The sequence below is a fragment of the Psychrobacter nivimaris genome (assembly GCF_904846365.1).
In the GTDB taxonomy this organism is placed as follows: Bacteria; Pseudomonadota; Gammaproteobacteria; order Pseudomonadales; family Moraxellaceae; genus Psychrobacter; species Psychrobacter nivimaris_B.
Window position 1 is genome coordinate 105,951 of sequence record NZ_CAJHAL010000001.1, and the last position, 13,308, is coordinate 119,258.

12 protein-coding genes are annotated in these 13,308 nt (G+C 42.5%); 1 reads left to right on the top strand and 11 read right to left on the bottom strand.

Annotated elements, in window-relative coordinates; translation table 11 throughout:
* Positions 1–81: 81 nt before the first annotated feature.
* From JMX63_RS00475 to queC, 5 genes are all read right to left on the bottom strand, one after another.
* Positions 82–1,266: a mechanosensitive ion channel family protein gene (locus tag JMX63_RS00475; RefSeq protein ID WP_227673188.1), complete on the bottom strand. Its 1,185-nt coding sequence runs from the start codon at positions 1,264–1,266 to the stop codon at positions 82–84.
* A 161-nt stretch (positions 1,267–1,427) separates the two neighbouring features.
* Positions 1,428–2,918, bottom strand: a complete 1,491-nt coding sequence (locus tag JMX63_RS00480) for a dihydrolipoyl dehydrogenase (protein ID WP_201569962.1) — start codon at positions 2,916–2,918, stop codon at positions 1,428–1,430.
* 144 nt (positions 2,919–3,062) lie between these two features.
* Entirely contained in the window at positions 3,063–3,560 is a 498-nt protein-coding gene (locus tag JMX63_RS00485) for a peroxiredoxin (RefSeq protein ID WP_201569965.1), read from the bottom strand.
* A gap of 175 nt (positions 3,561–3,735) precedes the next feature.
* The gene (locus tag JMX63_RS00490) at positions 3,736–4,065 is read right to left on the bottom strand and encodes a hypothetical protein (RefSeq protein WP_201569967.1); all 330 of its coding nucleotides are present in this window, start codon (positions 4,063–4,065) and stop codon (positions 3,736–3,738) included.
* A 344-nt stretch (positions 4,066–4,409) separates the two neighbouring features.
* On the bottom strand, positions 4,410–5,186 hold the full coding sequence (gene queC / locus JMX63_RS00495) for a 7-cyano-7-deazaguanine synthase QueC (RefSeq protein WP_201569975.1): 777 nt from the start codon (positions 5,184–5,186) through the stop codon (positions 4,410–4,412).
* A 434-nt stretch (positions 5,187–5,620) separates the two neighbouring features.
* On the opposite strand from queC, the gene ttcA reads away from it, so the two are divergent.
* Positions 5,621–6,643 (top strand): tRNA 2-thiocytidine(32) synthetase TtcA, encoded by a 1,023-nt coding sequence (gene ttcA, locus JMX63_RS00500; protein ID WP_227673198.1) that lies wholly within the window; start codon positions 5,621–5,623, stop codon positions 6,641–6,643.
* Between the two features lie 125 nt (positions 6,644–6,768).
* On the opposite strand, the gene JMX63_RS00505 is transcribed toward ttcA, so the two are convergent.
* The 6 genes from JMX63_RS00505 to ccoN all read right to left on the bottom strand — a co-directional run bounded on the left by JMX63_RS00505 (position 6,769) and on the right by ccoN (position 12,949).
* The gene (locus JMX63_RS00505) at positions 6,769–7,350 is read right to left on the bottom strand and encodes a FixH family protein (RefSeq protein WP_057760810.1); all 582 of its coding nucleotides are present in this window, start codon (positions 7,348–7,350) and stop codon (positions 6,769–6,771) included.
* A gap of 218 nt (positions 7,351–7,568) precedes the next feature.
* Positions 7,569–8,978 (bottom strand): cytochrome c oxidase accessory protein CcoG, encoded by a 1,410-nt coding sequence (gene ccoG / locus JMX63_RS00510; RefSeq protein WP_201569992.1) that lies wholly within the window; start codon positions 8,976–8,978, stop codon positions 7,569–7,571.
* A 517-nt stretch (positions 8,979–9,495) separates the two neighbouring features.
* The gene (locus JMX63_RS00515; RefSeq protein ID WP_201569994.1) at positions 9,496–10,641 is read right to left on the bottom strand and encodes a c-type cytochrome; all 1,146 of its coding nucleotides are present in this window, start codon (positions 10,639–10,641) and stop codon (positions 9,496–9,498) included.
* A complete protein-coding gene (locus JMX63_RS00520; protein ID WP_010199605.1) occupies positions 10,638–10,820 on the bottom strand; it encodes a CcoQ/FixQ family Cbb3-type cytochrome c oxidase assembly chaperone in 183 nt (60 codons plus the stop codon). Before JMX63_RS00520 ends, JMX63_RS00515 begins: the two co-directional genes overlap by 4 nt.
* Positions 10,820–11,458, bottom strand: coding sequence for a cytochrome-c oxidase, cbb3-type subunit II (gene ccoO / locus JMX63_RS00525; RefSeq protein ID WP_057760802.1), 639 nt, complete (start codon positions 11,456–11,458; stop codon positions 10,820–10,822). The genes JMX63_RS00520 and ccoO overlap by 1 nt, the downstream gene beginning before the upstream one ends.
* Before the next feature lie 9 nt (positions 11,459–11,467).
* Positions 11,468–12,949, bottom strand: coding sequence for a cytochrome-c oxidase, cbb3-type subunit I (gene ccoN / locus JMX63_RS00530; protein ID WP_057760799.1), 1,482 nt, complete (start codon positions 12,947–12,949; stop codon positions 11,468–11,470).
* Positions 12,950–13,308: the final 359 nt, after the last annotated feature.

The window sequence follows — 13,308 nt, forward strand, 5'->3', positions numbered from 1 at the left end:
CATAATTCACAGTAGGATGGTTCAAAGTAGCCGTGTTTAAGATTTTAAGATGCGATAGTCAAATACGGGAAAACAAATTCTCTACTCACCTTTCGTCAGTGGTAATTCCTCTGGGACGATTTGAGTAGTGGTTGCAAAGGGTTTAGTCGCGATAGGGTAGTCAACATCTTTTGGCATCAGCAATCGCATATGCGGATAGGGCGTAGAAATGTTGGCAGCATCAAACGCAATTTTAATCTCTTCTTGCAGCACTTCTTTAATTTTGGGTATGCGGGCAACGGCTGCTGGTTTGACCCAAAAACGTACGATAAAGAACACCCCGTACTCACCAATTTCTGCCACAGTAGCTGAGGTCTCAGGACGATTAAGCACCGCATCGGTATCGCTGAGTACTTGCAAGATTTCCTTGCGAGCTGTCTCAATATCATCTTCGAACGCGATACGTACACGAATATCAAAACGGATAAAGTTCTTGGAAGTCAGGTTGATGACTTCTGATGAGGCAACATTGGAGTTCGGGATAATGACAGTGATATTGTCTCGAGTGAGAATATGAGTGGTGCGTAACGCGATGAGTACCACCCGCCCTTCATTATCATTGATATGAATCCAATCACCGACTTGAAAAGACTGCTCAAGCAGAATGGTGATACCAGCGATAAAATTAGCAAGGGTAGACTGAGCGGCGAAACCAACCGCCAAACCAACAATACCCAAACCCGCCACTAACGATACGATGTCAAAGCCAAATTGAGCCATGACGCTGGCAAGCCCGAGTACCAATAGTAGTACAGATAAAATATTTTTGAGTAGCTGCTCTATGGAAGCATTGAGACCATAATGCTGCAGGACTCTGTGAATGATTTGTCCTGATGATGCCCAAAGTACGTAATAGATACCTGCCCAAGTGCTTGCCTTCGCGGTGGCTTTGATGGTTTCTGGCTCAAAGTTTATCTGACTCATAATCGCTATCAGACTGGCGACAATCCAGACATAGCGCAAAACTGAACGGACAATCTTGGTGCGGCGCTCATTTAATCGAATTTTGGCACGGCTTTGTCTAAGGATATAGTTGGCCAACCAATAAAAAAATCCCAATACCGCAAGCAGTATTAGGATTTTGATGCCAGTGCTCGCCAGTTCTACTGCTTGAGAGGACCAATTAAGTGACTCTTCATCTATAGAGCCGCCGAGAGCAAGATATAGGCTAGTATGTAAGTCGCGAATGATCTCTTCAAAAAAGTCGGTAACACTAGCGATTGGCATTTTTTCGTCCATGCAGGATGTGTTTGTACAAAAAGTTGTAAACGAATATCTATTTATAAATTACCTCAAGTCGTCAAGGCAATCAAATAGGGGCAAGGCTTCAAACTCATTAGTGCCAGTTTGAAATTATTACTGACTTGAGGAACTAACCAATTAGTAGATTAAAAATTGTTTTCTTGAGCATCTTGAGATTGGAAAGGTATCTCCATTTTGTACTGTACATCACGTAGAGCCGTACGTAGTCCCTCTAGTATCGTTGGATGATAAAAAGGAGTGTCGAGCATGTCTTTGATACTTAGGTCATTGGTAATTGCTGTAGCAAGTATATGACCGATATATTCAGCGTCAGGGCCGACCATACTAGCGCCTAAAATTCTGTCTGTCTTTTTGCAACCATAGATATGTAGCAATCCGCAATTGACGCCCATCACACGGCTGCGTCCTTGATTATCAAAGCTCACGCTACCGATAACGAATTCGAGTTCTGAATCTTTTTGAATTTCTGGTAGCGACATACCAACATTAACGATTTGCGGTGAGCAAAATACGATAGAGAAAGGAGTCGCAGGTGGGCGAATATAGGCCGCTTCTGTGTTTTCGCAGACCATACTGCCCGCACTATAGCCTTCATCGCTAGCCACATGCAGTAACGGAATATTAGCATTGGCATCACCAACGATATAGACGTTTAAGTCGCCAATCTGACCTGTTTTTTTACTCAAGTTTTTTGGACGGTTCTTATCGTCTAGCTTAACGCCTAAGTTTTCGACACCTAGCTGCTTAATATCATTGCGACGACCAGTAGCAACTAAGACGTACTCACCTTGCCATTGCTGAGACTCACTAGCACTATCTTTATATTTGATAAATGCACTTTTATTACCGTCATCTGCTTGTGTACCTACATCGGTAATTTCGCTGCCTAGATGCATGGTCAATTCATGACTTAAGCAATCCATGGCTTTATTATTAATATCATCATCTTTTAGACCAGCCACTTGTTTGGCACGGTTTAGCAGCGTGACTTCTACACCCAAGCGTGTAAACGCTTGTGCAAGCTCTAGACCGATGGCACCAGCACCGACGACAGCCATCGTTTTTGGTAAGTCTTCAAGCTCAAAGACACTATCAGAAGTGAGCATAGTATCACCAAGCTTATCCGCCCATCCATCAGGAATAAACGGCGAGCTACCTGTGGCGACAATGATTTGATCAGCAGCAATCAACTCATCATTGACCTCGATTAGGCCTTGCTCATTAATACGAGCACGACCGTCGATTTTCTTATGATCAGGCCAGCTGTCTACTTGTTTTTTAATGTAACTGGCAAAATGACTGCGTTCGTCACGCACACGCTCCATGACTTGTTTGCCATCGACTTGCGCGGTTGCATGAATACCAAATTCAGCAGAATGGTTGGCATCGTGTGCGCGATCAGCAGCTGCAATTAGCAGCTTACTAGGCATACAGCCGACCGCAATACAGGTCGTGGTCCAAAACCCTTCATTAATAATGACCACATCATCTTTGATTTTACTTGCTTGGCGAAAAGCATTTTGACCTGCGGTACCAGCACCAATAATAGCGACAGATACTTTGCGCGTGACTTCTCTTAGCGTATCGTCAGTGGTAGTGCCAGATTGTTTATTCATATTATTCTCTAATAGGGTAAAGGTTATATTCAGTAATAGACTAAATTCTCGGCTTATATTTTTTATTCTATTTTTATCGTTCTTATGATGAATATTGACTTAATTATAGTGCCAATAATACTGATTTAAGTACATAACCAGTAATTATGGCGCCAATATAGTCAGTAAGCGACTGGTATAGTCTTTAGCACGTAAGTTACGCTGAGCATGAGTCAGCTCACTGTTTTTATCGAATACAAATGCCGAACGTACAAGGCCTAACGTAACTTTGCCGTACATATTTTTTTCTTTGATAACATCAAAATACTGGCATAGCTTTTCATCAGTATCACTGATGATTGGAATCTGTAAGTCATATTTGTCGATAAATTTTTCATGAGATTCAACACTATCACGAGAGACGCCAATAATGTCGTAGCCCAATTCATCAAAGTCATGAAGGTGCGAGGTAAACTCTGTTGCCTGTGTGGTGCAGCCTGGCGTGTTGTCTTTGGGATAAAAATACAGAATAAGGCCTTTATCGGTATTGGCGACCATTTCTTTTAAATTAATTTCATCATGGATAAAATTACCAGCAAGCTTGCGTACTATGGTTACTGGAAAATCAGGTAGGTGAATGGTTTCTGTCGTTGGCTTGGCCATTGTAAAATCCTTATTAATTTTAGTTATGTGTACTGGCTTAATGATGGTTCTATTTATAGTGTTATTATTATAAGCAGATTAGTAGAAATAAATAATCAGTTTTACACTTTGTCCATTCATTGGCAACAAAAAAGACTGGCAATGGCCAGTCTTTTGTATATCAAACGATTAGAAGTTACGCAGGTTTTTGCGGCTTCTTCAAATCTAAGCCAACGGTACACTGCTGCAAATCTTTTTGCATCGCTTTCACATATGGCAGGTTAGAAGGGTCTTTCTTATCTTCTGCGTAGCTTTCGATTTCCCACATTTGACCGATAGTCATGTTGCTGCGCACACCAATAGTACAGTTACATAGTTTGGTTGCGTTGCTTTTGTCAGCGACTTTGTATTTGACTGCGCCATTGACACATGAATTGATATTGTCTTGCTTAATGTCAGCAGCGTTGGCTTGTGGCAAGGCAAACAGGGCCGCTAAGGCTAGGGGTAGTACTGGCAACAACTTCATAAATTTCCTCTTACGGGTAGCGTCAATTTTTTATCTTTTGCTCAATGCAAAGTCAACTCATCAATATATGAGTGACCGATATCGTCATGTACATCTTTCGATAAATATAATCGTTCATACGATAGCAAGTATATCGATTAGAATACAAGAACGACGTGCTGTGTTAATGCAAGCGAATGTTGCGCGAATGTTGATGGGTGTCACCATTCCACGCAGCATTTAGCGTTAATACATAGTCGGCCTTATATGATTTGGGTACAAGATAGGCGAGTAGACGTAATACAAGTAGTAGACTAAGCGCGCCTTATACCGTATCCAACTTATATAGGACTGACTAAAATTAATTAAGACTGATAATGAGTAGGGTCGGTTACGTCAGCTTGGGCAAAACCCTGACGACGTAATGCGCAGCTATCACAAACACCGCAAGCAAGACCATTGGCATCTGCGCGATAACAAGAAATCGTCTGTCCGTAATCGACACCTAGTGACAGACCAAGCTCAATAGTTTGGGCTTTTGATAATTGCTGCAATGGCGTTTGAATCGATAAGCGATGACCAGTAACGCCCGCTTTTGTCGCGAGATTGGCCATATGTTCAAAGGCAGCTATATACTCTGGGCGACAATCAGGGTAGCCCGAGTAATCAACTGAGCTGACACCGATGACGATATGATTGGCATCAGCGACTTCGGCGACTGCTAACGCGTACGATAAGAAGATAGTGTTGCGCGCAGGCACATAGGTATTTGGGATAGCGTCGTTATCGATTTCGTCGCGTTTTTTGCTAGGGAATTTGTCTGAATCACCGTCTGGTACGATCATGCTGTGATCGGTGAGTGATGAACCACCCAGTTGTGCGATATCAATATCGATGATTCTATGATTGACACCTGCTGTCTCAGCGATCGTCTTTGCGGCGACAAGTTCACTATTATGACGTTGACCATAGTTAAAGCTGACTGCTGTCACTGATGCATAGCGCGCTTTTGCCCAATGTAAGCAAGTCACCGAATCGAGACCGCCTGATAAAAGGACAACCGCATTCTGGCTTTTGGTAAGAGCAGCTAAGTCAGCATCGGATGCTTGATTGGAAGTGTTTTGCAAAGTAACGTTAGTCATAGTGATATCTATTATTGGTTTACGAAAACGGCTATTTTAGCAAAAATACGTCTACTACAGAACCACGAAGCGACCAATCACCCGTCACTAAGCTGCCAAAGCAAATTTAAACAGCATCGTAATAAAATAAAGTCGGTATTACTGTCATCTTTTCAATCTGTTAGCAATATTTGTTATAATCGCAGCTTTTAAAGTATCAGTCACATGACGCCGGTGATAATGCTTTAAAAGCCTTATCGAAAATCGCTTTATAGTAAAATCACCCTTATAAAGATATTGAGTAACTTATGACCGCAGCAACCTTATTTACGCCAAATATTCCTTCTCAAGCTGATGATGTATCTGATGCAATGAGCTTTGATAGTCAGGCTTTGGAGACCGATACTGATAGTAGAGAGTACGATGACGTCTTTGAAGAGGGCAGTGATGAGGACATGATTGACGAGCAGTTTGCCGATGCGAAAGCACCTACCGAATCAGCGTACTTTCGTAAACTACAAAAGAAGCTGCGTCGCCAAGTCTCTTGGGCAATCCGCGATTTTAATATGATTGAAGATGGCGATGTGGTGATGGTCTGTGTTTCGGGTGGTAAAGACAGCTATACCTTACTCGATATTTTATTGCTGCTAAAACGCATTGCACCGATTCATTTTGATATCGTCGCGGTGAATCTTGATCAAAAGCAGCCAGGCTATCCGGAAGACATTTTACCTGCGTATCTAAACGAGCAGGGCATCGCCCACTATATTTTAGAAAAAGACACCTATAGCATCGTCAAAAGCGTGGTGCCAGAAGGTAAGACTTACTGCTCGGCATGCTCACGTCTACGCCGCGGCTCACTATATGGCTTTGCCAAACAAATTGGCGCGACTAAGATTGCCCTTGGTCATCATCGTGATGATATGCTAGCGACCTTCTTTTTGAACTTATTCCATGGTGGTGCGCTCAAATCAATGCCGCCCAAGCTACTGAGTGATGACAAGCAAAATATGCTGATTCGCCCATTGGCCTATGTCGAAGAGAAAGACATCATTGAGTACGCCAAATTAAAAGAATTCCCAATCATTCCTTGTAACCTATGTGGCAGCCAGACCAATCTACAACGCGCCATCATCAACGATATGCTGCGTGAATGGGATAATGCTCACCCGCAGCGTTTGGCTTCGATCTTTAAGGCCATGCAAAACGTAGCGCCATCACAGTTAGCTGATCGTGAGCTATTTGACTTTGAAACACTCACTCTTGATCGTGATAATGATGAGCGTTTATTTGAAGGCGACAATATTCAAGCTGGGCAGACGGATAGTTTGGCTGAGATTGGTTTACCTGTATCGCCAAGGACACAAACGTTCAATCCTAAGTTCGCTAGTGACAAGTCTTATTCAACAGAGACGGACAAAGCCGCGCAAAACGAGCGTAAAGCACAGAAAATCCCAACGATTAACCCTGTGATTTAGTAGTTATGAATCAGGGTCATATTAAATAGTACCTATTCATTAGTAGAATATTAAATAGCTCAAAAAAAACCAGCCGATCTCTGACGAGTGGCTGGTTTTTTCACGTCTAAGTGCTACTAACAGTATTAACTTTTAGCAAAAACTGGTAGTGGGTCAAAGCTGACCTTTGAACGAGGCAGTTTTGCGACATCTTGCATACGCCAATCATCTTTACCGTCATTGCTAACCTGAAGGTAATACTTGGCTTTTACAGGGTCAATATCAACTTGGGCGCTGTATTTATTGCCCTCAACATGCTTAAGGACAACATCGCGGTCTTTTTTGATATCCGTTGCATGAGAAATAGAAAGTTCTAACGTATCAGGATAAGTAAGTGGTGTGCCGTTTAGCAGCTTGCCTGACTGGACGCTTTGCTCAGGGTAGTTGAGATAAAACACAATATCGCCATTTTCTGCAAACTGCATTTGTCCATGCAAGTCTAAATCATACGTGAGCTTGTCACGAGACACATCATGATAGAGCGTTTTGCCATCCATATACCAGTCATCACGTACCACGCTATCACGGATCTGGTAAGAGTAATAAACAAACCAAATACAAGCGATCACGACCGCAGCAGGCATGCCAATCACAAAGATAACGACCATGTAATTTTTATACCATGGCTGCTTATCTTGATGTTTAAAGTTCGGTGCTGGAGTAGACATAAAATACCTATGCATCAGATACGCATTCGATAGATAGCTGTTCATTAGACATCTACAAATGGTATCAACGGATAATTTGGCGGCTAAGCGCTGCCAGTTTAATGATAAAACGTGTATCCAATAGCCTTTCGCTAGAACAATTAGTTATTTAACTACTTGCACTAGCTACAGACTACCGAATGATATACATGAAATTAAACAATAGGTCTGCTAATCACTTACTGACCTTGGGTCGTAAAGATATTTTGTTTGCTTACCTTGTACTTACCGTTTTCGCTGCTCACATTTAGCGTGACAGGCGTTTGGCCAAACTCTATCACATCAGGATCACCATAAATACTAACTGGCATATCAAAGCTTTCGCCCGCTTCTAATGGTACATCGTTAAAGCGCAGCTCTAAGCTCAGCCCTTTTTGCGGTGCTAGTGTTATCGTGTAGGTATGAGCATCCTGTGTCTTATTAGTTAGTTTAACGATATAGCTGTTTTCGATCATGCCTTGATTGTTGATAGATGACAACTGATTACGGTCACGGCGGATATCAATCTCTAAGGGCACGCGATCGGTTAATGCATATATAACACCGCCACATAGCACAGCTAATAATGTCAAATAAGCAAATAATCGTGGGCGTAGTACGCGGCTTGGCTCTTTTTCTGCTAACTGACGTTCGGTCGTATAACGAATCAGTCCACGCGGATAGCCGACCTTGTCCATCACTTCGTTACAGGCATCAATACAAGCTGCACACTGGATACAGCCAACTTGCAAACCATCACGAATATCGATACCAGTAGGGCAGACCTGCACACACATGGTACATTCAATGCAGTCGCCCAGGTGCTCTGGATTTGTGCCTTTTTTACGGGCACCGCGCGGCTCACCGCGTTCATAATCATAAGATACGATCAATGTGTCTTTATCAAACATCACACTCTGAAAACGGCCATAAGGACAAATCTGTACACACATCTGCTCACGCATGTAGCCTGCATTGGCATAAGTAGCAAAGGTGAAAATAAACATTGAGACCCATACCCATGTTGGCCAATCAGGGAACGGAATCATTCCTATTGACTGCCAGCTATGATATAGAGAATCTGTCCCTGCTACATAACTAACAAAGGTCGCTGCTGTAATCACAGAAAGCAAGAACCAAATTGAATACACAACCGTGCGTTTGAATACTTTGCTCGCACTTAATGGTGCTTTATCAAACTTGATGCGTTTATTACGATCGCCAATCACCCATTTTTCAACATATTGGTATAGATGCGTCCATATCGTTTGAGGACAAGCATAACCACACCAAACGCGCCCTGCATATACCGTCACCATAAACAGCGTAAACGCGGCAATAATGGCAAATGCAGCAATAAAATAGAAATCTTGCGTCAAAAATGTCATGCCAAAAATATAGTAATGCTGTGATGGCACATCAAACCATATCGCTTGTCTATCATTATAGCGCAGCCATGGCAAAAGTAAAAAAGCCACCAAAAGAGCATACATCGTGATGACACGAATATTTTGATAAAAACCTGTGACAAACCTTGGGTGTACACGATGCTTGGTTGCATCAAGATCGACTTGTTGTACAGGAATTTTATTGGATTGTTGTGCTGACATAAACGTGCCTCTTTAAAAAAAGAATCAGTCTGCTGGCATGATGAACAAACACCTCTAGCGTCGAGGTATATGAGTGTATGATGTTATCAATGTCAGTAAATAGCGGATAGAAAATTCGATAGAAAATCTTCTAATCTGCTTACCAAATGATCGATTGTAAATATAGTTGGTTCAACATAATCTTGATACAAGCAAAGGTACTACAAATAGTAGACTAAACAAACCTGCATCTAATTTATGTGAAGTTGACTATCGTGTTATGTGATTGAGTCAGAGCGATATAAAGCCATGACCAATAGACTATTTTAAAAAATAGCTATTCTAACATTCTCCCTACTAATAATGGGGTGATAATCGTAAAAAGCAACGAATATATGAGAACGTTTTATAGTGTTTATAGCCGCTCATCATCGTCATTTCTAAATGAAAATCAATACCACTATACGCAAAAGGGAGAACTGCAATAACAGTTCTCCCTTCATTAAATCTCATCCATATTTAGTACAGTAACAACGTCTTAGTTAGCAGTTGCTTCTTCAGTTGCTACAGGCTGAGTAGCAGCAGTAACTGGTGCTGCTTCAGGTGATTTGCCTGTTTTATCTGATAGTGAGTAGATATAAGCAGCAAGTAGCATGATACGCTCATTACCTAGCTTAGTTTCCCACTGAGGCATAACGCCAGCACGGCCATAACGTAATGTATTACGTACAGTCTCACGCTCACCGCCATACAACCAGATATTGTCAGTCAAGTTCGGTGCACCTGCTGAAATCATACCTTTACCGCTTTCAGAGTGACATAGTGCACACTGCTGCTTAAAGATAGCTTCGCCTTGATTAACCAAAGTTTGGTCAAGTTCACCGTTACTCTTACTACCGTTGTTTGGAGATAGTGACAATACATACTCAGATGCTGCACGTACACCGTCTTCGCCGATCTGATCACGCCAAGCAGGCATACCACCGATACGACCATTGTGTAGCGTGGTCAGAATGTTGCTAGCTTCGCCGCCGTATAACCAATCATTGTCTGTTAGGTTGGGGTAGCCTGTCGCACCTTTAGCGTTAGAGCCATGACATACAGAACAGTTCTGTAGGAACAAGCGGCTACCAACCTTTAAAGCATTTGGATTTTCAGACAATTTTTCGACATAAGGAGCAAGTTCTGCAACTTTTTCGTCAATTTTAGTCTGTAGATCTGCTGGTGGGTTTTCGCTACGACGCATGGTCGCTTGTAACTCGTTTAGCGTACCAAGTGTCGCAGTCGCGCCTGCAGCATCTGCTTTTACCAAAATGCTTTTTTCAAAGTTATCGGTAAATACTTTGTTGTTGCTTTCAAGTTCACTGAACAACTCGTTTTTAGAGGTCCAAGGTACCGTTTCGCCATCGACTTCTACTGTGGCAATACCGTCCCAATGCTTAGGGAACATGGCTGGGAAAAACACCCAGTAAGCGATGCCCCAGACGATTGAGCCAAAAAATATCACTAACCACCACTTGGGCAGGGGTTTGTCGTATTCTCGGATGCCATCATATTCATGACCTGTTGTACCGTCTTCTTCTACTTCTGGCTTGTACTTTAGAACCATCAAAAGGACGCCAAGAATAAATAGCCAACAAGCAAAACTAAATACAGTGATCCAAGAACTCCAAAAAAATGTCATCGTTTATCCTTATTGCGCTGCTCTTCAGACAGAGATTTTATATCCTCGTCATCAAGCGCAAGTTGTGCATCTTCTTCGAAGCGTTTTTTGTTTTTTGGCGAATACGCCCACCATGCAACGCCTACAAAGGCAACAAAGGCAGAAACGGTCGCAATTGTTTGTAATTCACCAATACCCATTAGCGCTGTCCTTCCATTGCGGTACCTAACTGCTGTAGATAGGCGACCAAAGCGTCAAGCTCAGTAGCGCCAAGCACTGCATCTGGAGCGCCTTCAATATCTTCTTCAGTATAAGGAACACCGAAGCGATCGCGGAATAGACGCATTTTAGCTTGAATGTTTTCGCCATCTACTTCGTTAGTCGCCAACCAAGGGAAACCAGGCATAACTGACTCAGGCACTAGCGAACGTGGATTGATCAAATGTTGCTTTTGCCAATCTTCAGAATAACGGCCACCAACACGTGCTAAATCTGGTCCAGTACGTTTCGATCCCCATAAGAATGGATGATCCCACGTCGACTCAGCGGCACGTGAGTATGGTCCATAACGTTCAACTTCTGCACGTAATGGGCGAACCATTTGAGTATGACAAACGTGACATCCTTCACGGATATAAATATCACGACCTTCAAATTCAAGCGCTGTCCAAGGCTCCATAGCAGGAAGGGGAGCGTTCACCCCACCTTCTTCAGGACCCTTGTTGTCATAGATCAATGGCACGATTTCAACTAGCGTTGCAAAACTAATAGCAATCACGATACCAATGACTAACAAGCCTGTATTTTTTTCAATAATTTCATGCGGTGTACCAGCCATGATCGCTCCTTATACGTTAGCTGTCGAAGGTTTTTCGACACTAGGTTCATGATCCGTTGGATCAGCGACATCTACAGGCTTACCTTCTGGCATTTTGAGTGTTTTATAGCAGTTATAAGCCATTACAAACATACCCGATACATATAAGAAGCCACCAAATGCACGGCCAATATATGGGAAATGCGAGAATTCAACAGTATCAACGAAGCTATATACCAAAGTACCGTCTGGGTTAGTAGCAAGCCACATCATGCCTTGGCCAATACCTGAGATCCACATAGACACGATATAGAAAATCGTTCCTGCAGTCGCAAGCCAAAAATGCGTGGTGATTAAGCTGATAGAGTACATCTTCGGTTTGTTATAAATACGTGGTAACAGTACGTATAGCGAACCAATAGTAATCATACCAACCCAGCCAAGTGCACCTGAGTGTACGTGACCAACTGTCCAGTCAGTGTTATGCGATAGCGCATTCACTGTTTTGATAGACATCATTGGGCCTTCGAACGTCGACATCGCGTAGAACGACAATGCAACAATCATAAAGCGAATGATTGGATCGGTACGCAGCTTATCCCAACTACCTGATAGCGTTAGTACACCGTTAATCATACCACCCCAAGATGGTGCAAACAGGATGATTGAGAAGACCATAGCAAGAGACTGCGTCCAATCAGGAAGCGCTGAATAATGCAAATGGTGACCACCGGCCCACATATATGAAGCAATCAATGCCCAAAAGTGAACGATAGACAAACGATAAGAATAGATAGGACGACCAATCTGTACAGGAACGAAATAATACATCATTCCAAGGAAGGCTGCCGTTAAGTAAAAACCTACCGCATTATGCCCGTACCACCACTGCACCATCGCATCAGTTGCACCGCCAAATAGCGAATAAGATTTGAACGCGCTAACTGGAATCGCCATGCTGTTTACGATGTGTAGTAGTGCAATCGTAATGATGAAAGCGGCAAAGAACCAGTTAGCCACATAGATATGTGAGGTTTTACGTTTGATGAGCGTACCAAAAAATACAATGGCATAAGAGATCCATACCAAGGCAATTAGGATATCGATCGGCCACTCAAGCTCAGCGTATTCTTTAGTTGAGGTCAAACCTAGAGGAAGGGTAATAACAGCGGATACGATAACCGCTTGCCAACCCCAAAAGGTAAACCAAGCCAAATATGGCGCAAATAAACGCGTCTTACAGGTACGCTGAACGATGTAGTAAGACGTTGCGAACAGGGCAGAGCCACCGAACGCAAAAATCACCGCATTGGTATGCAGTGGTCTTAAACGACTAAAGGTCAGCCATGGAATGTCAAAGTTGAGTGCTGGCCATGCTAACTGTGAAGCAATGAACACACCAAGACTCATGCCGACGATGCCCCAAACGACAGCCATGATCGTAAAAAATCTTACGATAGTAATTTCATACTCACGGTCAACTGGGGCGACTGCTGTGTTTTGTAAACTCATTGGATGATTCCTTTACAGCCCGAATTATCAACAGAATTAACCAACAATCTATGTTGTCTGCACTATAAATACTCTCAAATTTGTATTTATACTAGCGCCAACACATGTTGTTTTTTGGCTTATTTAGCGCAATGACGTCATTAACTATCGATTTAGGCCCTTACTGTCTATTAGTTAATACTAATAAATAGAAATAGGCATTTCATACACCTTGCTCAAGGTCAATCGATAGTAGGATTGTTAATAGATCATCAAGGTAAATAAGAAGACGCGCCGTTTTGAGCATCAAACATCTCATAAGGCTAAATATGTATCTTAATTATTACGAAAAAATCTGTACTAATGAAGATAGATACCCA

What these genes read in the sequence shown, in the direction of transcription:
- JMX63_RS00475 (WP_227673188.1), bottom strand. Translation starts at nt 1,266, where the DNA reads ATGCCAATCGCTAGTGTTACCGACTTTTTTGAAGAGATCATTCGCGAC.
- JMX63_RS00480 (WP_201569962.1), bottom strand. Translation starts at nt 2,918, where the DNA reads ATGAATAAACAATCTGGCACTACCACTGACGATACGCTAAGAGAAGTC.
- JMX63_RS00485 (WP_201569965.1), bottom strand. Translation starts at nt 3,560, where the DNA reads ATGGCCAAGCCAACGACAGAAACCATTCACCTACCTGATTTTCCAGTA.
- JMX63_RS00490 (WP_201569967.1), bottom strand. Translation starts at nt 4,065, where the DNA reads ATGAAGTTGTTGCCAGTACTACCCCTAGCCTTAGCGGCCCTGTTTGCC.
- queC (WP_201569975.1), bottom strand. Translation starts at nt 5,186, where the DNA reads ATGACTAACGTTACTTTGCAAAACACTTCCAATCAAGCATCCGATGCT.
- ttcA (WP_227673198.1), top strand. Translation starts at nt 5,621, where the DNA reads ATGATTGACGAGCAGTTTGCCGATGCGAAAGCACCTACCGAATCAGCG.
- JMX63_RS00505 (WP_057760810.1), bottom strand. Translation starts at nt 7,350, where the DNA reads ATGTCTACTCCAGCACCGAACTTTAAACATCAAGATAAGCAGCCATGG.
- ccoG (WP_201569992.1), bottom strand. Translation starts at nt 8,978, where the DNA reads ATGTCAGCACAACAATCCAATAAAATTCCTGTACAACAAGTCGATCTT.
- JMX63_RS00515 (WP_201569994.1), bottom strand. Translation starts at nt 10,641, where the DNA reads ATGACATTTTTTTGGAGTTCTTGGATCACTGTATTTAGTTTTGCTTGT.
- JMX63_RS00520 (WP_010199605.1), bottom strand. Translation starts at nt 10,820, where the DNA reads ATGGGTATTGGTGAATTACAAACAATTGCGACCGTTTCTGCCTTTGTT.
- ccoO (WP_057760802.1), bottom strand. Translation starts at nt 11,458, where the DNA reads ATGGCTGGTACACCGCATGAAATTATTGAAAAAAATACAGGCTTGTTA.
- ccoN (WP_057760799.1), bottom strand. Translation starts at nt 12,949, where the DNA reads ATGAGTTTACAAAACACAGCAGTCGCCCCAGTTGACCGTGAGTATGAA.